The 24184-nt window shown below is 68.4% G+C and carries 18 protein-coding genes; 9 read left to right on the top strand and 9 right to left on the bottom strand.

The window, feature by feature from the left end; genetic code table 11:
* Positions 1–7: 7 nt before the first annotated feature.
* Positions 8–667 (top strand): 3-oxoacid CoA-transferase subunit B, encoded by a 660-nt coding sequence (locus FFS52_RS08985; RefSeq protein WP_137809448.1) that lies wholly within the window; start codon positions 8–10, stop codon positions 665–667.
* 52 nt (positions 668–719) lie between these two features.
* On the opposite strand, the gene FFS52_RS08980 is transcribed toward FFS52_RS08985, so the two are convergent.
* The 4 genes from FFS52_RS08980 to benA are packed head-to-tail and all read right to left on the bottom strand — an operon-like array spanning position 720 to position 8285.
* Positions 720–3452 (bottom strand): LuxR family transcriptional regulator, encoded by a 2733-nt coding sequence (locus FFS52_RS08980; RefSeq protein WP_137809447.1) that lies wholly within the window; start codon positions 3450–3452, stop codon positions 720–722.
* A 21-nt stretch (positions 3453–3473) separates the two neighbouring features.
* Entirely contained in the window at positions 3474–6287 is a 2814-nt protein-coding gene (gene benC, locus FFS52_RS08975; RefSeq protein ID WP_137809446.1) for a benzoate 1,2-dioxygenase electron transfer component BenC, read from the bottom strand.
* 9 nt (positions 6288–6296) lie between these two features.
* Complete coding sequence (gene benB, locus FFS52_RS08970) at positions 6297–6854, bottom strand: benzoate 1,2-dioxygenase small subunit (RefSeq protein ID WP_137809445.1); 558 nt, start codon at positions 6852–6854, stop codon at positions 6297–6299.
* Positions 6855–6890: 36 nt separating this feature from the next.
* Entirely contained in the window at positions 6891–8285 is a 1395-nt protein-coding gene (gene benA / locus FFS52_RS08965; protein WP_137809444.1) for a benzoate 1,2-dioxygenase large subunit, read from the bottom strand.
* 221 nt (positions 8286–8506) lie between these two features.
* Between benA and FFS52_RS08960 the strand changes: the two genes are divergently transcribed.
* The 4 genes from FFS52_RS08960 to catC all read left to right on the top strand — a co-directional run bounded on the left by FFS52_RS08960 (position 8507) and on the right by catC (position 11799).
* The gene (locus FFS52_RS08960; RefSeq protein ID WP_137809443.1) at positions 8507–9490 is read left to right on the top strand and encodes a LysR family transcriptional regulator; all 984 of its coding nucleotides are present in this window, start codon (positions 8507–8509) and stop codon (positions 9488–9490) included.
* Entirely contained in the window at positions 9487–10590 is a 1104-nt protein-coding gene (locus FFS52_RS08955; protein WP_065632576.1) for an enolase C-terminal domain-like protein, read from the top strand. The genes FFS52_RS08960 and FFS52_RS08955 overlap by 4 nt, the downstream gene beginning before the upstream one ends.
* Before the next feature lie 61 nt (positions 10591–10651).
* Positions 10652–11518: a catechol 1,2-dioxygenase gene (gene catA, locus FFS52_RS08950; protein WP_058249760.1), complete on the top strand. Its 867-nt coding sequence runs from the start codon at positions 10652–10654 to the stop codon at positions 11516–11518.
* Positions 11518–11799, top strand: a complete 282-nt coding sequence (gene catC, locus FFS52_RS08945; RefSeq protein ID WP_058249761.1) for a muconolactone Delta-isomerase — start codon at positions 11518–11520, stop codon at positions 11797–11799. The genes catA and catC overlap by 1 nt, the downstream gene beginning before the upstream one ends.
* Positions 11800–12043: 244 nt before the next feature.
* Here the strand turns inward: catC and FFS52_RS08940 are convergent, their stop codons facing one another.
* Entirely contained in the window at positions 12044–13213 is a 1170-nt protein-coding gene (locus tag FFS52_RS08940) for a metallophosphoesterase (protein WP_137809442.1), read from the bottom strand.
* Between the two features lie 108 nt (positions 13214–13321).
* Here FFS52_RS08940 and FFS52_RS08935 point away from each other — a divergent pair, with 108 nt between their 5' ends.
* Entirely contained in the window at positions 13322–14164 is an 843-nt protein-coding gene (locus FFS52_RS08935; protein ID WP_137809441.1) for a sulfurtransferase, read from the top strand.
* 4 nt (positions 14165–14168) lie between these two features.
* On the opposite strand, the gene FFS52_RS08930 is transcribed toward FFS52_RS08935, so the two are convergent.
* Entirely contained in the window at positions 14169–15152 is a 984-nt protein-coding gene (locus FFS52_RS08930; protein ID WP_137809440.1) for a TauD/TfdA family dioxygenase, read from the bottom strand.
* Between the two features lie 337 nt (positions 15153–15489).
* On the opposite strand from FFS52_RS08930, the gene FFS52_RS08925 reads away from it, so the two are divergent.
* Entirely contained in the window at positions 15490–17643 is a 2154-nt protein-coding gene (locus FFS52_RS08925; RefSeq protein WP_137809439.1) for an acyl-CoA dehydrogenase, read from the top strand.
* A 145-nt stretch (positions 17644–17788) separates the two neighbouring features.
* On the opposite strand, the gene FFS52_RS08920 is transcribed toward FFS52_RS08925, so the two are convergent.
* The 3 genes from FFS52_RS08920 to FFS52_RS08910 form a co-directional block, all read right to left on the bottom strand.
* On the bottom strand, positions 17789–18106 hold the full coding sequence (locus FFS52_RS08920) for a hypothetical protein (RefSeq protein WP_010842754.1): 318 nt from the start codon (positions 18104–18106) through the stop codon (positions 17789–17791).
* 76 nt (positions 18107–18182) lie between these two features.
* Positions 18183–20084 carry an alkyl sulfatase dimerization domain-containing protein gene (locus tag FFS52_RS08915; RefSeq protein WP_137809438.1) on the bottom strand — a complete coding sequence of 634 codons (1902 nt, stop codon included), beginning with the start codon at positions 20082–20084 and terminating at the stop codon, positions 18183–18185.
* Positions 20085–20195: 111 nt separating this feature from the next.
* Positions 20196–21188: a TIGR00341 family protein gene (locus tag FFS52_RS08910; protein ID WP_137809437.1), complete on the bottom strand. Its 993-nt coding sequence runs from the start codon at positions 21186–21188 to the stop codon at positions 20196–20198.
* A gap of 119 nt (positions 21189–21307) precedes the next feature.
* Between FFS52_RS08910 and FFS52_RS08905 the strand changes: the two genes are divergently transcribed.
* Both FFS52_RS08905 and FFS52_RS08900 read left to right on the top strand, forming a co-directional pair.
* Positions 21308–22423 (top strand): ADP-ribosylglycohydrolase family protein, encoded by a 1116-nt coding sequence (locus FFS52_RS08905; RefSeq protein ID WP_137809436.1) that lies wholly within the window; start codon positions 21308–21310, stop codon positions 22421–22423.
* Between the two features lie 178 nt (positions 22424–22601).
* Positions 22602–23912, top strand: a complete 1311-nt coding sequence (locus tag FFS52_RS08900) for an MFS transporter (protein ID WP_249356161.1) — start codon at positions 22602–22604, stop codon at positions 23910–23912.
* Positions 23913–24184 lie beyond the last annotated feature (272 nt).

Genomic DNA, 24184 nt, shown 5'->3' with positions numbered 1-24184 from the left:
TGCCGACATGACCTGGACCCGTACCGAGATGGCCGCCCGGGCCGCCCGCGAACTCACCCCCGGTGACTACGTCAACCTGGGAATCGGTCTGCCCACCATGATTCCGGACCTCATGCCCGACAACTCCGGCGTCCACCTGCACGCCGAGAACGGCATCCTCGGGGTCGGACCGTTTCCCTACGACGACGAGGTCGACCCCGACCTCATCAACGCCGGCAAGCAGACCGTGTCGGTCCTGCCCGGGGCGTCGTACTTCGATTCGGCCACGAGCTTCGCGATGATCCGCGGCGGCCACGTCGACGTCGCGGTCCTCGGCGGCATGCAAGTCGCGATGAACGGCGACCTGGCCAACTGGATGGTGCCGGGTGCCCTCGTCAAGGGCATCGGTGGCGCCATGGACCTCGTCAACGGCGCCGGCCGGGTCATCGTGCTCATGGATCACGTCACCAAGAAGGGTGAGCCCAAGCTGCTCGAGGGCTGCGCGCTCCCGCTGACCGGCCGCGGCGTGGTGAGTCGCGTGATCACCGACCTCGGTGTGTTCGACATCGCCGGAACGGGATTCGACGTCGTCGAGTTCGCCCCGGGCGTGGACCTGGGGATGATCGAGGACCGGACCGGTGCGCCGGTCACCGACCGCACCGCCGCCTACGCGACGGCCGGAGCATAGATCGCCTGCAGGTACACACGCACGGTCGACGGAGTCTGACGCACGGTCGACGTCACCGGCGGGTGGCTGCGAGTTCGGCGCGGGACCGCACACCGAGCTTCGCGTAGATCCGGGTCAGGTGGTACTGCACCGTCTTCGGTGAGATGTAGAGCTCGGCCGCCACCTCCCGGTTCGACAGGCCGCGCGCGACAAGGGCGGTCACTGCCTCCTCCTGCGGCGTGAGTTCGGCGGCACCCTTTGTGGCGGTGTGGTTCTCACCACGCGACGTCGCGAGACCGCCGGCCTTCAGTTCGCGTTCACAGCGTTCGACGTAGGTGGTCGCGCCGAGCGACAGATACAGGTCGCGGGCGGTCCCGATGACGGCGTCGGCGGCCCGGCGCTTGCCCGCACGTCGCAACGTCTGGCCGTAGGCGAAGTTCACCCGCGCCTGGTCGTAGCGCAGGCCAAGACCGTCGAGGAGTTCGATGCCCTCCTCGAAGGTGCGCCGTGCTCCGTGGATGTCACCGGTTGCGCCGAGGTGGCGGCCGCGTGCGTACTTCATCCGGGCTGCCGACGACCGGTGGCCCCGCCCGGCGGACCGGATCTCGTAGCGTCGCAGCAGATCGTCGGCGGCCTCGTGCCGTCCCTCGAGGACCAGTGCGTTGGCGAGGACGTCGACCCACGGCCACAGGCCCGGCTCGGACAGGGCCGGGACGGACTCGGCCATCGCGACGAGCGGCGTCAGTATCCGCCGGACCTTGCCGTAGTCGGCTGCGGCCTCCGCCAGTTGGGCCCGGGCCAGCAGGTCCGGTATCCGCATGATCTCGTAGTCGCCGATGGAGGTGCTGCTCTGTGCGATACTTCCATGCGCGTCCTCCCAGTTCCCGCGCAGCGAATCAATCTGGCTCGCAGTCCAGTTGAGCAGGGGCGTGGTGAGCGCGATGCCGCTGTTGCGGGCGAGCGCGCGGCCGGCCTCGACGCCGCGCAGCGCATCGTCCCAGTCGCCGGTGAGGAACTGGACCCGGGCGAGCCAGGCCAGCGCCCACAACGTGATCCGGGTGGAGCCACCGAGCTGCGCCATCGACACGGCGGTTTCGAGATGGGTTCGCGCAGCGTCGATCTCGTCGAGGCCGAGTTCGAGCCAACCGCGACCCATGATCGCACGCTGCGCCTGCGCGCCGTATCGAACCCGTTCCGACACCGTCTGGTACTCGGCGCGTGCGGCATCCGGGTGTCCCGACCAGGCCAGTCCGAGTCCACGGATGACGGCGGCCTCCACTCGGGCGGCCGATCCGGCGTCGGCCATCGCGTCCGCGCGATCGGCCCAGTCCACCAACTCGGTGCCCTGGCATCGGACCAGGTTGTGCAGGACGAAACGTTGCGCGATCAGGGCGGCGACATCGGGTTCCCGCTCGACGTTGACGATCGCCCACGCCCGGTCGAGACGCAGCTGTGCCTCCGCCGACCGGCCCCGCAGGATGGCGAGGTACGCCAGGGTCGCATTGCGCAGCGGTGTCTCGCGCAGGCTCTCCACGGTCGGTACGAGGGCGCCGGCACCGGTGCAGTCGCCCGCGGCGAGAAGTGAATCGACCGCGAGCGTCACCCGTGTGTCGCGCTGCAACGGGTCGGGGGTGAGCCGGCCCGCCTGCCCGTACAGCCCGGCGGCCTCGGCCCACGCACCGTCGGCGCCGCGGGCGCGTGCCAGGTCGGTGAGGGCGTCGGCGAGGGCGGCGTCGACCGTCGAGGTGGCAGCGACGCGGTGATGGAGCTGTCGGGCAGGGTCGTCGACGAGGTCCGCGGCCCGACGGTGGGCGTCGCCCACGGTCTTCATGCCGAGGACCTCGAGGACGGCGGCCCGCACCAGGGGCCCGGCGAGACGCGGTTGCGCCTCCGCGGGTGTCAATGCCCTGTCGTCCGTCACCAGACCGGTTGCGCGCGCGTCGTCGATGGCGCCGAGGGGGTCGGTGATCCCGGCGAGTGCGACTGCAGTGGCGAGAGGCTCGGCGGGGTCGAGGATCGCGAGCGCTTCGATGAGCGCGCGAGCCGAGGTGTCGTTGTCCGGCAATCGTTTCCGCACCATCGCGACGACGTGGGCCGGCGCGGGCAGTCCCATGCCGGTGCGGGACCAGGTGCCTGGCGGGACCTCGTCGAGCAGGGCCACGATGTCGCGGGGATTCCCGCCGGTGTGCCGGGCCAGTTCCTCCCGCATCGCCGGGTGCAGCACGATGCCGCGCTGCGCGGCGAGGTCGGCAGTACCCGTTGGGTCCAGGCCGTCGAGTCGTAGCTCGTCGAGTGCGTTGCCGACGAGCCGGGCGCCCGGCCGAGACATGGTGAGGACGACCAGGATTCGGCGATCCCGGTGTTCTCGGGTGAGTGAGACCAACGCCTGCAGTGACTCCTCGTCGGCGAGGTCGGCGTCGTCGACGGCTATGAGTCCGGCGGTGTCGCCGGGCACCTCGGTCGATGACTCTGCAGGAGTGGTGACCGCTGCGAGTAGTGCGTCGAGCAGGTCGTCCGGGGTCGGGTCGGCAGCGGTCGCGGGTGTGGCGTCGGGCCGGTCCTGTACCAGCTGCCGGATGAGTGCGCCGGGCGTGTGCGCTCGCCACGGTGAGACCGCGGCCCACAACGTGGGACCGGTTGTCGGAGCGGACAGTCGCCGCCGGACCAGGTGCCTCAGCAGCGTCGACTTGCCGATTCCGGGATCTCCCGTGACGGCCAGAAAACCCGACTCCGACACGGCGTCGAGCCGCGAGAAGAGCAATTCGATCTCGCGGTCGCGGCCGACGCACCCGCCGGTGACCATCATCGGTCCATACTAGTCAGCAGCTCAACCCTGATCGCCGCCGGCGACGGGCAGCACGGTCCCGGTGATGTACGACGCCTCGTCGGACGCGAGAAAGCAGATGGCGGCCGCCTGCTCGTCGAGGGTGCCGTACCGGTGCAGCGACGACGACGCGATCGTCTGGTCGATGTGGGCCTGATACCACTGTGACTCGATCTCGTTGCGCGGCTCCGGTGTACCGCGTGAGATCCGACGCGGCGGTGCCTCGGTGCCTCCCGGCGCCGCGGCGACCACTCGGATGCCGTCGTCGGCGTACTCCATCGCCAGTGACGCGGTCAACGCGTTCACCGCCCCCTTCGCCGCCGAGTACGGGATCCGGTGAATGCCTCGCGTCGCCGCCGAGGAGACGTTGACGATCACCCCGCCCCCGGCGCGTGTCATCGACGGCAGGACCGCCCGGCACGCGTACAGCGTCGTCATCAGCGACCGGTCGATCTCGGCCCGGATCTGCTCCTCGGTGAATTCGACGAACGGTTTGAAGTTGATGGCGCCGCCCACGTTGTTGATCAGCACATCCACCCGACCGTACGTGGACAACGCCTGCCGGATCACCGACTCGGCGCCGCCGAAATCCTCCAGATCGGCGATGGCGGCTGCCGCGCCGGGACCGTTCGCGTCGAGGTCGCGGGCCACCTCGGCGACCAGTTCCGATCGGTCGGCGAGGACGACCTTGCCGCCCTCGGCGCTGATTCGCCGGGCGGTCTGCTCGCCGATCCCCTGCGCGGCACCGGTGATGACGACGACCTTGCCGGCGAACCGGCCTGGGGTGACGAAACGCGGTCGGCGCGAAACCAATTCGTCGGCCATCGCTCGGCGCATGGTCTGCTTCGACCGGTCGGCATGTGCGGTGATCAGTGCTCGTGCCGCGTCGTGGTTCCCGGCCTCGAACGCCGAGACGATATCGATGTGGTCCTGCGCGCACAACGGGTGACACCAGGTCGCGTTCCGTAGCACCTCACTCATGCGGCCCTTGACGCCGAGCGCCTTGTAGGCCTCGAGCAGGTGATCGTTACCGGTCTGGGCGAAGAGATAGTCGTGGAACGCGGCGTTGGTCTCGGTGTACTCCGCGGCATCGACGAAGCGATCACCGTCCACGTACGGCACCGTGGCGTCGGCGAGCAGACGGTAGCCGGCCAGCTGTTGCGTGGACAAGCGCCCGAACGTCAGCTCGAGGGCGCCCAGTTCCAGGGCGGCCCGGGCCTCGAACAGGGCGTCCGACTCGTGGATCGCCGGATGCTCCTCGCCGATCTGGTAGCCCTGCGAACCGACGACTGCCGGTCCCGCGACGGTGGGCGTTTCGGTCGCGACCGCGGGAACCGCTTCGTGTAGCGGTTCCAGGCTCGAGGGCGCGAACATTTCCTGCCCGGCGATCGACCGTGCCGGACCCGCCGGATTCGACGCCGTCGGTCGCAGCAACCCCGCATCGGAGTCCAGTCCGCGGTCATCGGATTCGCTGTGCCACATCGGCTGTCCCGCGATGCGGGTCAGCGAGTCGTCAGCGGCAACGACCGGCCGGGTGCCCGTCCACGATGCGAGATCGGCGGCCGGGAGGGTCTGCTGACCGGCGATCGACCGGGCGTCGGACGCCACGATGATCGGGTCGTCGGCGTCCGGCGCGGGCGCCGGTCTCGCCTCCGGCGTCGCCACCGGGGCGGCTTCGTCGCTGAGCGCCTCGGTCTCCTGGACCGTGCCGGTCTCGGCACCGGCCTCCGGACGCGCCGCGAGCGCGAACTTCTCGTAGTAGAAGCCCGTCGGCGCGATGCCGGCCTGGGCGACGTGCTTGCGGACCGACTCCACCATCGGCGGCGGACCGCACAGGTAGATCGCGACATCCCCGTCGTAGAGGTGGGCCGGCTCGATCAGGCTCATCACGTAGCCCTTGTTGACCGCGGAACTGGCCGGGTCCGAGACACAGTGGTCCCACGTCAGACCGGGCAACTTCTCAGCGAAGAACTCGATCTCGTCGAGGGCAACCAGATCGGTGTCGGTGGACACCCCGTAGATGAGATGGACCTTGCGACGGCTGTTGTCGGCGTGCAGCTTCCGCAACATCGACAAGATCGGCGCGAGGCCGGTGCCGCCGGCGAGCAGCAGCACGGGGCGGGTGGCCTCGCGCAGGAAGAACGATCCGTGCGGACCGGTGAACGCGATCTCCTCGCCGCGCGCGGCGCGGTCGGTCAGGTAGGTCGACATCGCGCCGCCGGGACTCAGCTTGATGAGGAAGACGAGACGGTCCTCGTGCGGGCCGTTGGCAAACGAGTACGACCGGGTCACCGGGGTGCCCTCGCCGTCGTCGCTGCCGGGGATCTCGATGTTGACGTACTGTCCGGGTAGGAACGCCAGCTCCCCGCGGTTCTCGATCCGGACCTCGAGACACATGGTCGAGTCCGAGAGTCGATCGAGTTCGACGATGGTGCCGGTGAATCGGGACGCCTGGGTCTTGGCGACATCGGAGGTCGCCGGGATCTGCAGCACGAGATCGGACTTGGGCTTCATGCAACAGGGGAGCGCATAGCCCGCGGCGGACTCGTCGTCGGAGAGCGCGTCCTCGATGTATACCCCGCCGTCGAAATCGCCGGACTCGCAGAACGACTTACACGTTCCACAGGCCCCGTCGCGGCAGTCCAGCGGGATGTTGATCCGCTGACGGTAGGAGGCGTCGGCGACGGTCTGGTCCTCGCGGCACGAGATGAACCGCGTGACACCGTCTTCGAAGGACAGCGCCACCTGATGGATGGTGGCCTCGCCGTCGGGGGCTCGCAGATCGGCGCCGACGCCGTTGTCGGTGGTGACAGTCATGGACGGGTCCTAGAAGTGGTAGATGTCCACCACGTGGTGGATGTAGTCGTTCTTCAGCACGATCGTCTTGCGCCGGATCAACGGCTGCTCGCCGGAGAAGTCGATCGTGTAGAAGGAGGTCCCGTAGTACGGGTCCACCGTGTTGTACCGAAAATACATGGTGTGCCAGTTGAACCGGACGTCGACGAGATAGCCGCGCCGCTCGATGACCTCGACGTTGCCGATGTTGTGGCTCGTCCGGGGTTCGGGCAGTGAGGTCGCCGACGACCGCTCGGTGCGGATGCGGAAGACCCGGTCCTCGAGGCCGCCCTTGTTGCCGTAGTAGATGAGCGAGATCTCGCGGTGCGGGTTCTCGGTGAGACGATCACGGTCGTCCCAGGCCGGCATCCAATACACGACGTCGTCGGCGTAGCAGTCGAGCCACTTCTCGAACTCGCGGTCGTCGAGGTAGCGGGCCTCGCGGTACAGGAACTGCTCGATCATGTTCTGGGTGATGAGCTTTCCGCCGGTGGATATGCCCGACCCGGCGGGATCGGCAGCGGCGGAATTGGTCTCAGCGGTGGTCATGGTGCTCTCCTTCAGGGCGGTGGGCTGGGCGGCGGTCTATCGGGCTTGGGCCCCTGCTTGTCTGGCAGCCGACTCTTCCTTCGCGGCAGCTGCGCGCATCCGCTCGAGCCAGTAACCGTGCTGGACCGGGTAGAGCCCCTCGTCCTCGTTCTTGACGCCGGCCGAGATGACCCCGGTCATGCCCAGCGATTCGGCGACGGGATCGGGACCGGTGAGCCAGTGCTCGGCACCGCGGCTCATGTCGTTCCACGGCGCGGCTTGCGCCCGGAACGTGAGCTGGCACGACCGGAACTCCTCGAGGTCGTCGGGAGTCGCCATTCCGGACGCATTGAAGAAGTCCTCGTACTGGCGGATGCGGTGAGCCCGCGCGGAGTCGCTCTCACCCTTGGGCGCGATGCAGTAGATCGTCACCTCGGTCTTGTCCGGCGCGATCGGACGAAAGTGGCGGATCTGCGTCGAGAACTGGTCCATCAGATAGACATTCGGGTACAGACACAGGTTGCGCGACCCCTTCACCATGAACTCGCCCTTGGCGTCGCCGTGAGTCTCCTTGAGCTCGTCCATCTTGTCCCACAGCGGCCGGTCCTGAGGGTTCGCGGCCCACGTCCACAGGCACAGATGACCGTTCGGGTACGACCAGTAGCCGCCCCCGGACTTGCCCCACCCGCCGGCGTCGAGCGCCTTGGTGTCGTTCGTCGACTCGCCGGTGCCGCGTCGCGATGTGGTGGCCGCGTAATTCCAGTGGGTGGCGGTGACGTGGTAACCGTCGGCGCCGTTCTCCGCCTGGACCTTCCAGTTGCCGTCGTAGGTGTAGGTCGACGCGCCGCGGAGCACCTCGAGGCCGTCCGGCGACTGGTCGACCAGCATGTCGATGATCAGTCGGGTATCGCCGAGATGCTCCCCTAGCGAGGCGACGTCCTCGTTGAGGCTGCCGAACAGGAAGCCGCGGTAACTGTCGAAGCGGGCGACCTTGGTCAGGTTGTGCGAGCCGTCGACGTCGAAGGTGTCGGGGTAGCCGGCCCCATCGGGATCCTTGACCTTCAGAAGGGTCCCGTCGTTGCGGAACGTCCAGCCGTGGAACGGGCACGTGAGGGTCATGCGGTTATCGGTCTTGCGCCGGCAGATCATCGCGCCGCGGTGCGCACAGGCGTTGATCAGGCAGTGCAACTCGCCGTTCTTGTCGCGGGTGATGACGACGGGCTGCCGGCCGATGTAGGTGGTGAAGTAGTCGCCAGGCTCGGGGACCTGGCTCTCGTGTGCGAGATAGATCCAGTTGCCCTCGAAGATGTGCTTCATCTCCAACTCGAAGATGTCCTCATCGGTGAAGATGCGCCGATTGGCGCGGTAGACACCGGCGTCTCGGTCGTCGACGACCGCGTCGCCGAGGACCGAGTTCACATGATTCAAGTGTTCCGATACGGACGCGGTCATGGTCGTATACCTCCAGAAAGTGGGCTGCTCTCTGCACTGTGGCAGCACGTGGTGGCGATCACACCCGGGTAATTGCCAGTCCTGGCCAAGCAACCTATTGATCAATGGCGTCGATCAATCGCCGCAATTTGTGTCTTTGTCATGTATGGATCGACGCTCTACCGTGAGACGTGTCCGCGGTCACAGCCGCGGTGATCGATCGGTAGGAGACGAGGTAGGTCATGGAGCTACGGCACCTGCGGTACTTCGCCGCCGTGGCCGACACCTGTCATTTCGGGCAGGCGGCGGCGTCGTTGCACGTGGCACAGCCCGCGCTGTCGTACGCCATCCGCCAGCTCGAGGCCGAGCTCGACGTCACCCTGTTCACGCGGACCACCCGTCAGGTGTCGCTCACCCCGGCCGGGCAGTACCTCAGGGCCCAGGCCGAGCGAATTCTTGCCGGCGTGGACGAAGCCGTGGACGGCGTGCGTCGGATCGCCGCCGGCCGCAGCGGCCTCGTCCGGGTCGGTATCACCGGTATCGCCGCGTTCTCCCATCTGCCGCGCATCGCGCGGGTCGTCAAGCGGGAGTTGCCCGATGTGGATCTTCGCATCCAGTCCGACATGCTCACGCCGGGCCAGTGCGACGCCCTGCGTGCCGGCACCCTCGACCTCGGGATCCTGCGCCCGCCGGCAATCGGGGAGCACATCGACACGACGGTCATCGATGTCGAGCCGATGGTTCTCGCGGTGTCGGTCGATCACCGACTGGCCGCCGAGCCCGTGGTCTCCGTCGCCGACCTCCGCCACGAGCCGTTCGTGCTGTACGACAGCCGGGACTCCGCCGTCAACGACGCCGCAATACGGACATGTCGCGCAGCGGGTTTCGTTCCCCACCGGGCGCACCAGGCGCCGGGTACCGCGGTGCTGCTGGCCCTGGTCGCCGCCGGGCTGGGGGTCGCCCTGCTCCCGGCCTCGGTGCGGTCACTTCCGCTCGACGGTTTGGTGGTGCGCGACCTCGTCGATGCCGACACCGTCGAGGTCGCACTCGCCTGGCGATCGGGTTCCGACGACCCGGTCGTCACCGCGGTCGCCGACGTCATCGCCGCTGCCTTCGCCGATTCCGCCTTCATCGATCCCGCCGCCGCAGAGTCGCGCGACACCCAGCTTGCCGACCACCGTTCCGTGAGGACCCGACTGGGTGCTCGATCTGGAGAGAAACCGTGAAAATCACCGCTGTGGAGGCGATTCCGTTCGCCATCCCGTACGTGAAGCCGCTGAGGTTCGCCTCCGGCGAGGTGCACGCCGCGACCCACGTGCTGGTCCGGGTGCACACCGACGCCGGCGTGGTCGGCGTCGCCGAGGCGCCGCCCCGCCCGTTCACCTATGGCGAGACCCAGGACGGCATCATCGCCGTGATCGAGGGCATCTTCGCGCCCGCGGTCGTCGGCCTGACCTTGCTCGAGCGTGAGGTGGTCGCCGCCCGGATGGCTCGCACGGTCGGCAACCCGGCCGCGAAATCCGCTGTGGACATGGCGATCTGGGATGCGCTGGGCAAGGTCCTGGGGTTGCCCGTGGGGGACATGCTCGGCGGTTACACCGACCGGATGCGGGTGAGTCACATGCTCGGTTTCGCCGAGCCGGCCGCGATGGTCGCCGAAGCCGAGAAGATGGTCGACACCTACGGGATCCGCACCTTCAAGGTGAAGGTCGGACGTCACCCGGCATCCCTCGACACCGCGGTCGTCCGCGCGCTCCGCGAGCGGTTCGGCAGCGACGTCGAACTCTACGTCGACGGCAATCGGGGTTGGACCGCAGCCGAGTCGGCGCGAGCCATGCGGGAGATGGCCGACCTCGATCTGCTGTTCGCCGAAGAGCTCTGCGACGCAGCCGATGTGCTCGGTCGCCGGTGGCTCGTCGAACAGCTGCCGGTGCCGTTCATCGCCGACGAATCGGTGCCCACGCCGGCCGATGTCACCCGCGAGATCCTCGGCCGGTCGGCGACCGCCGTCAGCATCAAGACCGCGCGGTCGGGTTTCACCACCTCACGCCGCACGCATCACCTCGCCGAGGGGTTGGGCGTCCCGGTCGTCATGGGCAACCAGATCGACGGACAGATCGGGACGGCGTGCACGCTCGCCTTCGGCAGCGCCTTCGAGCTGACCTCGCGCTACGCGGGTGAGCTGTCGAACTTCCTGGACATGAGCGACGACCTGCTGACCGAGCCGTTGCAGATCCGCGATGGCCACCTGCACCGTTCGACCGCGCCGGGCATCGGTTTCGAGATCGATCCGGACAAGCTCGACCGCTATCGCACCGACAACTAGACCCGCACGCCCACAACACGTCTCGTGGCAGCCCCGCGAACCCAGTAGCAAGGAGAAGAACATGACCACCACCGAGCATCCCCAGGAAGTCGCCACCGCCGCGGCGTCCGGCGCCTCCGCCACCGAGCGGTTCCACGCGGACAAGTCTCCGTTCGAGGCAGTGAAGGACACTGCGCCGGAACGTGTCTCGACCCTCATCAACGAGGTCCTCGCGGGCGTGCACGAGGTGATCCGGAAGCACAAGGTGACCTACGACGAGTACAACGCGCTCAAGGCGTGGCTCATCAACGTCGGTGAGGACGGCGAGTGGCCGCTGTTCCTCGACGTCTGGGTGGAGCACGTCGTCGAGGACGTCGCGACCTCGCATCGTCAGGGCAACAAGGGCAGCATCGAAGGCCCGTACTACGTCCCGGACGCTCCGGAACTCGGCGCCAAGGGCACTCTGCCCATGCGGGACAACGAGCCCGGCGATCCGTTGGTGTGGACCGGCCAGGTCCGGTCGTGCGACGGCACCGCCCTCGCCGGCGCCACTGTCGAACTCTGGCACGCCGACGACGACGGCTTCTACTCGCAGTTCGCGCCGGGAATCCCGGAGTGGAATCTGCGCGGCACCTTCACCGCCGATGACGAGGGCCGCTTCGAGATCACCACCATCCGGCCCGCGCCGTACATGATCCCGACCGATGGCTCGTGCGGGAAGATGATCTCCGCGGCGGGCTGGCATCCGTGGCGTCCCGCGCACCTGCACCTCAAGGTCTCGGCGCCGGGCCACGAGCAGCTCACCGCACAGCTGTACTTCCCGGGCGACCCGCACAACGACGACGACGTCGCCAGCGCCGTCAAACCCGAACTGGTGCTCGACCCGCAGGACGACGGCAAGGGCGGCTTCACCGTCTCCTACGACTTCGTGCTGGACCCGGCGAAGTAGTGCTGTTCCACGTGCGGATGGACGTCTCCATTCCCGACGACCTCGACCCCGACCTGCGGGCCGACACGGTCGCACGGGAGAAGGCGTACTCGCAGGATCTACAACGCGCCGGCAAGTGGCCGCACATCTGGCGGATCGTCGGGGAGTACTCCAACTACTCGATCTTCGACGTCGAGTCGAACGACGAACTGCACACCCTGCTGTCAGGTCTGCCGCTGTTCCCGTACATGCGGATCAAGGTCACCCCACTGGCGACCCATCCGTCGGACATCAACGGCTGACGGCCGCTGCTCCTCAAGAAGCGAGCCCGCCCATCTGCTCGCTAATCCGAAAGAACAGCAAAACACCTGGTCCCTGAGGTGCGAGGAGCGCAAGCGACGAGCCACGAAGGGCTGGCGAGATACGTTGCTACACCCTTCGTGGCTCGCTTCGCTCGCACCTCAGGGAGCAGGGGTTGGGTCCCTATCGCTCCTCGCACCTCAGGGAGCAAGGGGCTGGGACCTGCGGTTATGTGGTTCTTTCGGATCAGGAGGCAGAAGACGCCGATCGCAGCGTGAGGATCGTGATCTCCGGCGGCGTCAGGACACGGACCGGCGGGCCCCAGGCGCCGGCGCCGCGGGTGGTGTAGATCGTGGTGTTCCCGATCTGGTCGAGCCCGGTGATCGTCGGCTGCTGGGCGCGGACGAGGTAGCGGATGGGCCAGAGCTGGCCGCCGTGCGTGTGCCCGGACAGCTGGAGGTCGACACCCAGATCCGATGCCTCGACGGCCTGCTTGGGCTGGTGGGCGAGGAGCAGGGTGAAGTCGTCGGGAGACGTTCCCGCCAACGCCGCCGGGAGGTCGGGCTCGTACGGTTCGGGGGCGGTGGCGTCGTGGACGCCGGCGAGTGTGATGGTCGCGCCGTCGACTTCGATGGGCACCCGCACGTTGCGCAGCGTGCGCACGCCGACCTCCTCCCAGACGTCGAGCCACCGGCCACCGTCGTCGGCGTAGTACTCGTGGTTGCCGCTCACACCGAAGACCCCGAGAGGCGCATCCAGATCCGCGAGGGGTTCGAGGGTGTCGCGGACGTTCGGGATGGTGCCGTCGGTGAGGTCGCCGACGAGGACGACGAGATCCGGCTTCTGCTCGTTGACGTCGTCGACGACGCGCTGGGTGAACGACGCGTCACGGGCCGGGCCGACGTGCAGGTCGGAGATCACCGCGATGCGCGTTCCGTCGAACTGCGGCGGCAGGCTCGCGAACGTGGCGTCGACGTCGACGACCTGGGGGCGAGATGCTTCCCACACCCCGTAGCCGGTGACCCCGAGCGCGACCACCACGACCGCGGCCGTGGCGACCCGGAGCTTGCTGAGCCGACGGGCCGCGAACGAGGGGTTGTCCTGCACTCCGGATCGACGTCGCCGGATCCAGCGGACGATGTGTGCGGCGAACGACACGAGGCCCACCACCGCGAGGCCGAGGAACAGGTAGAAGACGGCGGCGAGCCAGATCAGCCCGATCGTGCCGATGGGCCGCGCCCACGACGGGTCGAGCACCCGTCCGGTGGCGAAGCCGATGAGGGCGAGCGCCCACAGGACGACCAGCGCCACGTCGGCGATGATCGACCAGGGGCGCGGCATCGCGGTCGCGCGGACGATGCGCCGGTGCAGCCAGAAGGTGATGAGTCCGAAGACGACGGCAGGAAACAACGCCACGGGATGGACTCCTGAGGGTGGTGACGACAGGGCGACGGAGGCCCAGGTGCCCGGTCATGGGCGGATTGCCCCATTCTGCCATCGGGTCGCGTTGGTACCCTCGCCGCCATGGCCGAGGTCCTCATCACCCCGCTCGAGCTGGCCGAGATGCTGCTGGCGACTCCGCCGATCCTGCTGGACGTGCGCTGGCAACTGGGCGACTTCGATGGTCGGCACGCCTATCGCGAGGGTCACATCCCCGGTGCGGTCTACGTCGACCTCGACTCCGAACTGGCGGCCCCGCCCTCCGGACCGGTCGGCGGCAGGCATCCGCTGCCCGACGTCGCCGACCTCCAGGAGGCGGCCCGGCGATGGGGGATCGACGACGCCGTCCCGGTGGTGGTGTACGACGACTCCGGCAACCTCGCGGCCGCGCGCGCCTGGTGGCTGCTGCGGTGGGCGGGAGTCGCCGACGTGCGACTTCTCGACGGCGGCCTCGCGGCGTGGCGTGCCGAAGGTCTGCGCACGACCACGGGCGACGGCGGTCGGCCGCGAACGGGCAACGTGACCCTGAGCGCCGGACACCTGCCGGTCGCGACCATCGACGACGTCGCGGCCGGGCCGGCACACCTGCTCGACGCCCGGGCCGCCGAACGCTATCGCGGCGACGTCGAACCGGTCGATCCGCGCGCCGGCCACATCCCCGGGGCGATCAGTGTCCCGACGGCTGACAACGTCGACACCTCCGGCCGCTTCCGTACGGCGGAGGAGCTACGACGCCGGTTCGCAGATCTCGGTATCGACGCCGGGGCCGGCTCCGATGTCGTCGTCTACTGCGGTTCCGGGATCAATGCCGCGCACCAGATCGCGGCGCTCGCCATCACGGGGATCGACGCCACGCTGTTCCCCGGATCGTTCTCGCAGTGGTCGTCGGACCCGGAACGGCCGGTCGCCGAGGGCGACCGGCCCTGAGGGGTCAGGCCGCGAACACCGACAGTCGGGCGGGTTCTTCGACGACCGAGTAGTGCGTCGCGTCGCCCTGGAGAACCTGGCTCGCCTGACCGTGGACGTCGACGGGCACATCGCCGGCGAGGGTGATGCGGTGCAGTTCGCGCTGCTGGTTGCCGAAGTCGGCGATGCCGTAGTGCTGCGTGGCGCGATTGTCCCAGATCGCCACGTCGCCCAGTTTCCAGTTCCACCGGAAGGTGTTCTCCAGCTTCGTGATACGCGCCTGGAGGAGCTGGTAGAGGTCGGCGAACTCGGAACTCTTGAGGCCGCGGAACTCCTTGGCGAAGTGTCCGAGCAGCAGGCTGCGTTCGCCGGTCTCGGGATGGACGCGGACGACGGGGTGCAGCGTCTGGTACTCGGAGCTGGTGAACTCCTTGTAGTGCTCGGCCTTGCGGCTGACGTGGACACCACCCGAGGGCTCCTTCTGGCCGACGTAGTCGTACAGGTTGGTGTGGGTGGCCCACAGCTCTTCGGTCAACGCGCGCAGCGGTTTCGGCAGCTGCTCGTAGGCGGCCACCGTCGACGCCCAGGTCGTCGCGCCGCCGTAGCTCGGCAGCGTCACCGCCCGGAGGATGGACGCCTTCGGGATGCGATCGACGAACGTCACATCGGAGTGCCAGCTGTTCGCGGCGCCTTCGATGGTCAGCAGCTGTTCGCCGCGTGAGGTCACCGTCGGATGAGGTGCGGTGGGATCGCCCAGGAGTTCGGCGAAGGCGTACTGGCTGTCGTCGTCGAGCTGGTCCTGGCCCTCGAAGACGATCGTCTTGTTGATCGCCAGCGCCAGGCGGATCGCCTCCACCTGCTCCGGGGTGAGGTCGCCGCCGAGCCGCACCTGGCCGATGCGTGCCCCGATGTGCTCGCCGAGCTTGTCGACGGTGATCCCCGCGTCGCGGTAGATCTGCTGAGCTGCCTGCTCGCGCTCGGTCCGGTCCTCGATCTGCGCCAGGGTCATCTCTCGTCCTCTTCTCAATGTCGTTTGATGGCAATCGAATTCATCAGACCACTGTGGTGGTGGTGCTATCGAGGGAAACGCTCACGGTGATCGGAACGCTTCAGTCCGCCGAGGCCTCCGCCGCGTCGTCGATCTCGCGACGGACATCGGCCGGAACGCGCACCGTCCTCACCGCCCGAGGACCGGTACACCCGGGACCTCGTCGATGCCGTGCCGTTCCCGGACCCGGTCGTGCAACGGGCGCGTCGGGAACGGATTCGATGAGTTTGTCTCAAGCGTCCACCCCGGACCGGGGGTAGATGGTGTGATCGGGTGACCGACGATCCCGGGAGTCGCCATGAGTATTGCCCTGACCGATGACCACGTCGAACTCGCCTCGGTGGTGCGCGAATTCGCCGTCGACCGAAAGGTGCGGGCGCAGGCGCGCGACCGACTCGACGCGCTCGAGGAGGCCAGACCCACGTTCTGGGCGGAGATCGCCGAACTCGGATGGCTGGGTCTGCACGTCGCCGAGGAATACGGCGGTTCTGGTTTCGGGATCGCCGAATCGGTCGTCGTGACAGAGGAATTGGGCCGCGCGGTGGCGCCTGGTCCGTTCCTGCCCACCGTGATCGCCTCGGCGATCCTGACTCATGCCGACGACGAGACGCGTGCCCGCTGGCTGCGGTCGCTCGTCGACGGCACGGTCACCGCGGGTGTCGCGGTGGTGCCGGGACTGACCGAGGCCGGTGGGGCGGTCTCCGGTCAGGTCGACGCGGTACTCGGCGCACCGCTCGCGGATCTGCTGGTACTCATCGGCGACGACGATGTGCTGGTGGTGGAGTCGTCGGACTCGGGTGTCGAGGTGGGCGCGCACGCCGATCTGGACCCGACCCGATTGTCGGCGAGGGTGTCGCTGTCGAGTGCTGCCGCCGTCCGTCTGCCGAGACTGGCGGCCACCGCGCTGGCGCTCACCCGGACGCTGGTCGCGGCCGAAGCCGTCGGCGGGGCGCGGGACGCGCTGGACGCCGCGGTGGCCTACGCGAAGGTCCGCGAACAGTTCGGCCGGACCATCGGTGCGTTCCAGGCCGTCAAGCACCACTGCGCGAACATGCTCGTCGGCGCGGAGGCCGCCAGCGCGGTGGTGTGGGACGCGGCGCGAGCGGCCGACGAGAACGCCGACGCGCTCGGGCTGGTCGCGGCATCGGCGGCCGCGCTGGCACTGCCCACCTACACGACGAACGCCGAGCTGAACATCCAGGTGCACGGCGGCATCGGCTTCACCTGGGAACACGACGCACACCTGCATCTGCGCCGCGCCACGGTGCTGCAGGCGCTGTTCGGCGGACAACAGCCGGCTCGTGACGTGTACGAGTTCTCCGCAGGCGGCGTCACCCGTGCCAACAGCCTCGACCTCCCACCCGAGGCCGAGGAACTGCGTGCGCGCGTTCGAGCCGACATCGCCGAGATCGCCGGCGTCGGCGAGTCCGCGCTGCGCGAGAAGCTCATCGACACCGGTTACGTCATGCCGCATTGGCCCAGGCCGTGGGGACGCGCGGCGGATTCCGTCGAACAACTCGTCATCGAGGAGGAGATGGCGACCGCGGGTGTGAAGCGGCCCGATTACAGCATCACCGGGTGGGTCATCCTCACCCTCATCCAGCAGGGCACGCAGGACCAGATCGACCGGTTCGTCCGTCCGGCGCTGCTCGGGGACGAGGTGTGGTGTCAGTTGTTCTCCGAGCCCGGTGCGGGGTCGGACGCGGCGGCGGTCAGCACGAGGGCCACGCGCGTCGACGGCGGCTGGCGCATCAACGGCCAGAAGGTCTGGACCAGCGGCGCCCACCTGTGCCGGCGAGGGCTGGCAACGGTGCGGACCGACCCGGAAGCCCCCAAGCACAAGGGCATCACCGCGGTGTTGATCGACATGTCGGCGCCCGGTGTCGAGGTACGTCCGCTGCGGCAGATCACCGGCGGGTCCGAGTTCAACGAGGTGTTCTTCACCGACGTCTTCGTCCCTGACGAAGACGTGGTGGGCACACCGAACGACGGCTGGGCCGTGGCCCGCGCAACCCTCGGTAACGAGCGGGTCAGCATCGGCGGCGGTGCGCCGGGTAGCGAGGGTGCGGTCCAGCAGATGGTGGCACTCGTCCAGGGCTACGGGGACCGGGTCGAGGGGGCGGCGACGAAGGTCGGTGAGTTCCTCGCCGTCGAGGATGCGCTGCGACTGCTGAATCTGCGTCGCGCCGCCCGATCGGTCGTCGGCGCCGCTCCCGGACCCGAGGGAAACGTGACGAAACTGCTTCTCGCCGAGCATCTCAGCGACCGCGCCCATCTGGCCGCGGAATTGCTCGGACCCGACGTCGCGTTCTCGTCCGGTCCCGGCAAGCTGGCCGGCCTGCTGATCCTCGGGGCTCGCGGGATGTCGATCGCCGGCGGGACGTCGGAGATCACCCGCAACCAGATCGCCGAACGCATCCTCGGCTTGCCGCGCGACCCGCTCACCCGCTGAGCGGACGCTTTGATCCTGAGGTGCGAGCGAAGACCCTGGTCCTGATCCCTGAGGTGCGAGCGAAGACCCTCGTCCCGATCCCTGAGGTGCGAGCGAAGACCCTCGTCCCGATCCCTGAGGTGCGAGCGAAGCGAGCCTCGAAGGGTCACCGTCGCCCGGGCGGCCGGTCACCGGCCGGGCGCAACGCCCACGACGGCACCCAGTGCGTGACCTTCTCCTGTCGGTCCTTCGAGGTGATCGTGTAGGTCACCTTGCCGTACCAGGCACCCCATTCGTCGCGCCCCCACTCGGTGAGGACGCCGAGGTGCACCGACCGGATCTGCAAACCGTCGGGGTGGTACTCGCCGCTGAAATGCGGTGCATTGGGGTAGAGCGCGCCAAGGTCGATGAGCACCGCCTTGTGGCCGACCCGCACGAAGGCGGGCCGGTGTGGTTGGCCGTTGTCCCCGCCAATCCACTTCATGCCCACCCAGTCAGTTTCGCACGTGTGTTCGAGCGGTGTCACCCTCGGTCGGGTCGGCCGGGCCGCCCGGCGGGAACTAGGGTGTCACGATCGCGAAATCGGGATCCGGGTCGTCCAGGTAGCCGGCGAGTTCGCCGAACGCACTCGGATCACCGTCGACGCCGACGTCGCCCGCTTCGACGGCCGTGCCGAGATCCACGAGCTCGAGGAGCAGCGTCAGCAGGGTCTGCTTCGTCAGGGTGAACGTGGCTGCGACGGGGTCGCCAGCGCTTGCCTGATCCACGTCGAAATGAACCAGGAGGCCGTTGCGCAGCTCCGATCGGTGGCGTCGGTCGACATCGGTGATGTGCCAGTCGAGGACGATGTGGGCGTCCCAGGCCGCTGGCCCGTCGACTCGTAGGGCGACGGCGTCGAAGAGCTGATCGACCGACAGGGCGGCGACGATGTCCGTGGCCGCCGTCGTGGTCGGCGTCCCGACGGGTCCGTGGCGCAACTCGTACGCCCCCATGAGGTAGAAGTTGCGCCACGTGCCGTTCTCCGAGCCATAGCCGAGCTGTTCGAGCGTGTCCGCTTGGAGACTCCGCGCCTCCTCGTGCGCCGGGTCGGCGAAGACGACGTAGTTCAGGACCTGTGCGACCCAGCGGAAGTCGCCCGCCTCGAACGACCGGCGGGCCTTCCGTACCACCTCGTCCGCGCCGCCCATGAACTCGAGGTGCCGCGTCGCGGATTCCACCGGCGGGTGTTCCCAGAGGTGCGCCGGATTCCCGTCGAACCATCCCATGTAACGCTGGTAGATGGCCTTGACGTTGTGGCTCACCGAGCCGTAGTAGCCATGTGTGTGCCAGGCGTTCTCGAGTGCCGGGGGCAATCGGATGTCCTCGGCGATCTCGAGACCGGTCCGGCCCTTGTTGAGCTGCCGAAGGGTCTGATCGTGGAGGTATCCGTAGAGGTCGCGCTGGAGGGACAGGAACTCCGTGAGCTCCGCGGTGCCCCATGTCGGCCAGTGATGCGACGCGAAGAGCACGTCGGAGCGCGCCGCGAAATCGCTGATCGCCTCGGTCAGGTAGCGCGACCACACGTGCGGATCACGGACCAGGGCACCCCGCAACGTGAGCAGATTGTGCAGGGTGTGGGTGGCGTTCTCGGCCATACAGAGCGCGCGCATCTGCGGAAAGTAGAAGTTCATCTCGGCCGGTGCCTCGGTGCCGGGCGTCAGCTGGAATTCGATGGTGACCCCGTCGATGGTCTCGACCTGTCCGGTGGTGGTGATGTCGAGGGTCGGGGCGATCAGGGTCGCCGTGCCGGTGGACGTGGACTGGCCGAGGCCCGCGCCGATCGCACCGCGCGGGCCCCTCGGCAGCGCGGCCCCGTACATGTAGGCGGCTCGTCTCCCCATAGCGGTTCCGGCGTAGACGTTCTCGGCGACCGCGTGCTCGACCATGCCTGCCGGCGCGATGACATGGCACTCGCCGGCGTCGACGGCCTCCTGGGTGGTGACTCCCTTGACACCGCCGAAATGGTCGATGTGCGAATGGGTGTAGATGACCGCGGTCACCGGCCGATCGCCACGATGCTCCCGATAGAGGCGCAGGCCGGCGGCCGCGGTCTCCTGCGAGATCAGTGGGTCGATGACGATGACGCCGGTGTCGCCCTCGACGACTGTCATGTTCGACAGGTCCAGGCCACGGATCTGGTAGATCCTATCTGTCACCTTGAAAAGGCCTTGTCGGGCAACGAGACCCGACTGCCGCCACAAGCTGGGGTGGGCGGTGGCAGGCGCCTCCTCGGCGAGGAAGGAGAAGTCATCGCAATCCCACACCGGTTCCCCGTCCTGGCCGGCGATGGCGGGGGGATCGAGTTCGGCGACGAGTCCGCGCGTGGTGGCGTCCAGGTCGCGTGTGTCCCGGAACGGGAGGTGATCGTGGGCGGACGAATTCGCCTGTGCCACAGAAGGGGATGCGTCTCGAGAGAGAGCCATGTGCTTGACCTCGTCGATTCTCGGTTGAGTGCGTACGGTGACGTTCTCGGTGAGCGATGCGTACGTACCACTTTGTCAGAAGCGCGGATGCCTCGCCGGGGTTCGGCACGCTCAGTTGACACCCGACCGCTCGCCGACCGTGTGGACGACGACGACCTCGGGGTCCCAGGGGACCAACTCGTCGACCGTCGTCTGGAGCTCGTCGATCGGCGGCAGGTCCTCCGGGGCCAGCACACTGACGGTGACCGTGCTGCCGGTCCAGCTGACACCGGTGACCTCGGACGAGTCGTTCCCGCCCGATCCGAGCCACGACTCCGCCGCGGTCGCGATCTGCCGGGACCACAGTGACGAGAGCGAGTTCGCGACCATCGGGACGGTGACGACGACGAGAGCTACGGCCAGTGCCGCGTAGGCCCGGCGTCGAGGGGCCCTCGGATGTTCCGCACCGGCGAGATCGGCGGCCTCTCGGCCATAGCCTGCGATCGTCAACACGACGAGGCTCGTGATGATCATCGCGACCACGTTCGACGCGAACAGCACGAAGGCGCCCAGTGCGAGCGACGGGGCTCCCGACCCGAGGCAGACGCCGACGACCCCGAGTGGCGGCACCAGGGAGATGGCGATGGCCACGCCGGGCAGCACATCACCGACGTCGCGACGGGTGATGGCGATCGCGCCGACGAGGCCGGTGGCGAGGGCGGCCAGGAGGTCGACGAGCGTCGGTGACGTCCGGCCCAGCACCTGTGAGTTGGAGAGCACGTTCGTCGGGTTGGGTAGCAACTGGGCGAACACGACGCCCAGGATCGTCACCAGGATGACCCCGGCGAGCACGTAACCGACACTCGCGAGCACGAGTCGACCACGGCCGGTGGCGATCCCGAGTCCGATGCCGAGGATCGGTGTCGACAGCGGCGCGACGATCATCGCCCCGATGACGGTCGCCGTGCTGTCGGCGACGACTCCCGAGACCGCGATGATGCCGGACAGCGTGAGCATCAACCAGAAGGCGCTGCGTTTGGCGGTGCGGTCGCCGACGGAGAAGTCGAGGCGCTCGACGATCTCGTCCAGGCTGCGACGCTGTGAACCGGGGATGAGGGAGAGCACGATCGGAGCCCCTTCGTCTCGAGGTCCTCTGAAAGTACCCGTTCGCGGTCCGCTGTCCAGCAGAGTCGGCGCAACCGTGTGACCATGGATGAACGCCGGGGAAAGCACAGGGGGCGAACATGGATCGGTTCACCGGATGTCTGCTCGCCGGTGCTGCCGGCGACGCGCTGGGCGGGGCAGTCGAGTTCTCGACTCGGGACGCGATCCTGGAGAGGTTCGGACCCGCGGGCATCACCTCCTACTCCGAGGCGTACGGCGGCCTCGGCACCATCACCGACGACACCCAGATGACGCTGTTCACTGCGGAGGGTCTGCTGCGCGCCTGGGCCCGCGACTGCGCGGGAGGCATCTCCTGCTACGCGGCCACGACGGCCCGCGCATACCTGCGGTGGTTCATCACGCAGGGCGGCCATCCGCGGCACGGCGTGCTGGCGACGACCGAACGGTCCAGTTGGCTGGCAGGGCACCAGCAGTTGCACAGCCGACGGGCACCCGGCACCACCTGTCTCGAGGCGCTCCGGGTGACCACTCGTCCGGGCGTCCCGGCCGACAACGACAGCAAGGGCTGCGGAGGTGTCATGCGGGTGGCGCCGGTCGGTTTGTTCGCGGCCCGCGCGGACTGGTCTGCCGCAGGCACTTTCGACCTCGCGACCACACTCGCGGCGCTCACCCACGGCCATCCCTCCGGTTCGCTTCCCGCCGGCGTTCTCGCGGTCGCGGTCCGCGAGCTGATCGACGGAGCCGGCCTGCCGGAGGCGCTGGCGACGGCGAAGGGCATCCTCCGGGATCGGGCCGGTCACGAGGAGACCCTTGCCGCACTGGAGGCCGCGGAAGTCCTCGCCGGTTCGGGCCTGTCCCACGAGTCGGCGATCACGCGCCTCGGCGGGGGCTGGGTCGGAGAGGAGGCGTTCGCGATCGCCGTCTACTCCGCGCTGGTGGCCGACGACCTCGAGGACGCGGTGATCATCGCGGTCAATCACGACGGCGACTCGGACTCCACCGGCGCGATCGCAGGCAACCTGCTGGGTGCGCGCGACGGGGTCGAGGCCATCCCGCCGCGCTGGCTGGAGCCCCTCGAACTGCGCGACGTCATCGCCGAGATGGCGGGCGATCTACACGAGTTCGTGGACTGGGACATCACCGAGACCGATGAACCGGCCGGGTCGGGCAGTTGGGTCGAGAGGTATTGGGGACCCCGTCCGGGGGCGACTCCGGACCTTCGCCCCGTGGGCTGAGTTTCCGGCGCGACCGGCGCCATCGTCGTCACCCGCCAGAACGTGGCAGGTCAGCGCCTCGGCGTCGGGGCGACGAGGTGCGCAACACGACGGCCACGACGGGGTTGCCCGATGGTCACAGACGTCGGTTTGAGTTCTCCCCATGGCAGTCGCTCTGAGATCCGACCGTGGAATCCGTGTGCTCACAGGCGCTTCCGGGGTCGGGTTCATTCTCGCCATCTGCGGCTCGAATGCGATGACGCCACTGCTCCCGGGATACATGGACACCCATGAGTTCGGGCCCGCCGCGGCGTCGGTGCTGTTCGCCGCCTACTTCATCGCCCTGATCATCATCCTGTTGATCTCGGCTCGCGGCCCGCTCATCCGGCACAGCCGCACGGTGTTACCGCTCGCTCTCCTCGCGGCGATCGTCGGCGACCTCCTGCAGATCGTCGGCGCGTCGGTCGAGGTGTTGCTGTTTCCGGGACGGTTCCTCACCGGGGCGGCGGTGGGCCTGAGCACGGGCGCCGCCGCGGCGATCATGGTGGCCGCCCGCGGCGAACGGGGTCGTGCGTTCATCGCTTCCGGTTCGCTCATCGGCGCCGGAAGCGGGCTGGTTGCGGCCATCGCGATAGCCGTGTTCCTGCCCTGGCAGCTGGTCACGGTGTACGCGATCCACGCCGCGGCGACCGCCGTATGCCTGATCGTCTTACTCGTCGGTCTGCGTCTGGCTCCCGGTCTGCTTGCGTATGGCAATAATTCGTCGATGGACGACGGCTTCACGCCGCAGTCGACGCACGCTCACACCGGCGACCTCGACGTCCACACCGGCGACCTCGACGTCGCGGGCACCCGTCGTCGAGATCCCGGTGCCTATCTGGTCGGCGCGCTGGCGTGGGCGATCGGTGCGCTCGCGGTGGGCGCGATGCCCGCCGCGATCCTCGCGACCGGAGCGAGCGACTCGCTCCTCGTGGCCCAATGTGTCGGTGGCGCATGTCTGTTGGTCTCGATGGTCGCGAGTCTCGCCGGCGTGGGGGTGCGGCTCGTGACGACGCTACCGGCGGTCGGCGTGCTCCTGGTCGTCGGATGGTCGACGGCGGTGGTGGGTCTCGTCCTCGGCCGGCTCGACGTGATCGTCCTGGGTACGGTCGTCGGCGGGATCGGTCAGGCCGGGGGGTACCGAGTGGCGCTCGCCGCTGTCACCCGCGGTCTCGGCGCCGTCGAGCAAGGTCGTGTGGCGTCGCGGTTCTCCGCCTTCGCCTACAGCGGTGCGGGTGTGATGGTGGTGCTCGACGGTGTCGCCGGCCAGGCAGTCGGGACCCTCGGTGGCGCCATCGTCACCGGCGTCGTCTACGCCGCGGTCGCGGCCGTCGCCATCGGTCTGGTCGTTCGACGAGCCTTTCCGCGCCCCGATCCGAAAGTCCGCAGTACCGCAGGTGTGATGGCGGCTTCTCAGGGAGCAGGCATTGACGCTCGCAAGCTCGCTCCTCGGGGAACGGGTCATGAGTGACTCGGGCGCACCGGCTCTGACTGAACAAGTGGGACTGATGGGGCTTCTGTTCACCACAGTTCACCACGGTTCACTGCTGGTACGAGAGTAACAGCGACTGCTGTGCAACAGGATTCGCTGTCACCGCGGTTGTGGATGAATCTCGTCGTCGAACGTGATTGGATCTCGTGACCTGAAAGTGGGCGGTTTTCGGTCAGTTTCGATGTGGAAGTTCCGGGCATGCGCCACCCCTGGTGAGGTTCGCCATCGCGATCAAAGCGTCAGGTGTGTGA

Origin of the sequence: Gordonia sp. ALPHA1B1 (genome assembly GCF_005502615.1) — a bacterium.
Taxonomy (GTDB): Bacteria; Actinomycetota; Actinomycetes; order Mycobacteriales; family Mycobacteriaceae; genus Gordonia; species Gordonia hongkongensis.
The sequence above is the reverse complement of the archived record's forward strand: the minus strand, read 5'-3'. Positions and strand labels throughout refer to the sequence as shown.

Excerpts from the sequence above, each read along its gene's own strand:
- FFS52_RS08985 (WP_137809448.1), top strand. The coding sequence starts at position 8 with ATGACCTGGACCCGTACCGAGATGGCCGCCCGGGCCGCCCGCGAACTC.
- FFS52_RS08980 (WP_137809447.1), bottom strand. The coding sequence starts at position 3,452 with ATGATGGTCACCGGCGGGTGCGTCGGCCGCGACCGCGAGATCGAATTG.
- benC (WP_137809446.1), bottom strand. The coding sequence starts at position 6,287 with ATGACTGTCACCACCGACAACGGCGTCGGCGCCGATCTGCGAGCCCCC.
- benB (WP_137809445.1), bottom strand. The coding sequence starts at position 6,854 with ATGACCACCGCTGAGACCAATTCCGCCGCTGCCGATCCCGCCGGGTCG.
- benA (WP_137809444.1), bottom strand. The coding sequence starts at position 8,285 with ATGACCGCGTCCGTATCGGAACACTTGAATCATGTGAACTCGGTCCTC.
- FFS52_RS08960 (WP_137809443.1), top strand. The coding sequence starts at position 8,507 with ATGGAGCTACGGCACCTGCGGTACTTCGCCGCCGTGGCCGACACCTGT.
- catA (WP_058249760.1), top strand. The coding sequence starts at position 10,652 with ATGACCACCACCGAGCATCCCCAGGAAGTCGCCACCGCCGCGGCGTCC.
- FFS52_RS08935 (WP_137809441.1), top strand. The coding sequence starts at position 13,322 with ATGGCCGAGGTCCTCATCACCCCGCTCGAGCTGGCCGAGATGCTGCTG.
- FFS52_RS08930 (WP_137809440.1), bottom strand. The coding sequence starts at position 15,152 with ATGACCCTGGCGCAGATCGAGGACCGGACCGAGCGCGAGCAGGCAGCT.
- FFS52_RS08925 (WP_137809439.1), top strand. The coding sequence starts at position 15,490 with ATGAGTATTGCCCTGACCGATGACCACGTCGAACTCGCCTCGGTGGTG.
- FFS52_RS08920 (WP_010842754.1), bottom strand. The coding sequence starts at position 18,106 with ATGAAGTGGATTGGCGGGGACAACGGCCAACCACACCGGCCCGCCTTC.
- FFS52_RS08915 (WP_137809438.1), bottom strand. The coding sequence starts at position 20,084 with ATGGCTCTCTCTCGAGACGCATCCCCTTCTGTGGCACAGGCGAATTCG.
- FFS52_RS08905 (WP_137809436.1), top strand. The coding sequence starts at position 21,308 with ATGGATCGGTTCACCGGATGTCTGCTCGCCGGTGCTGCCGGCGACGCG.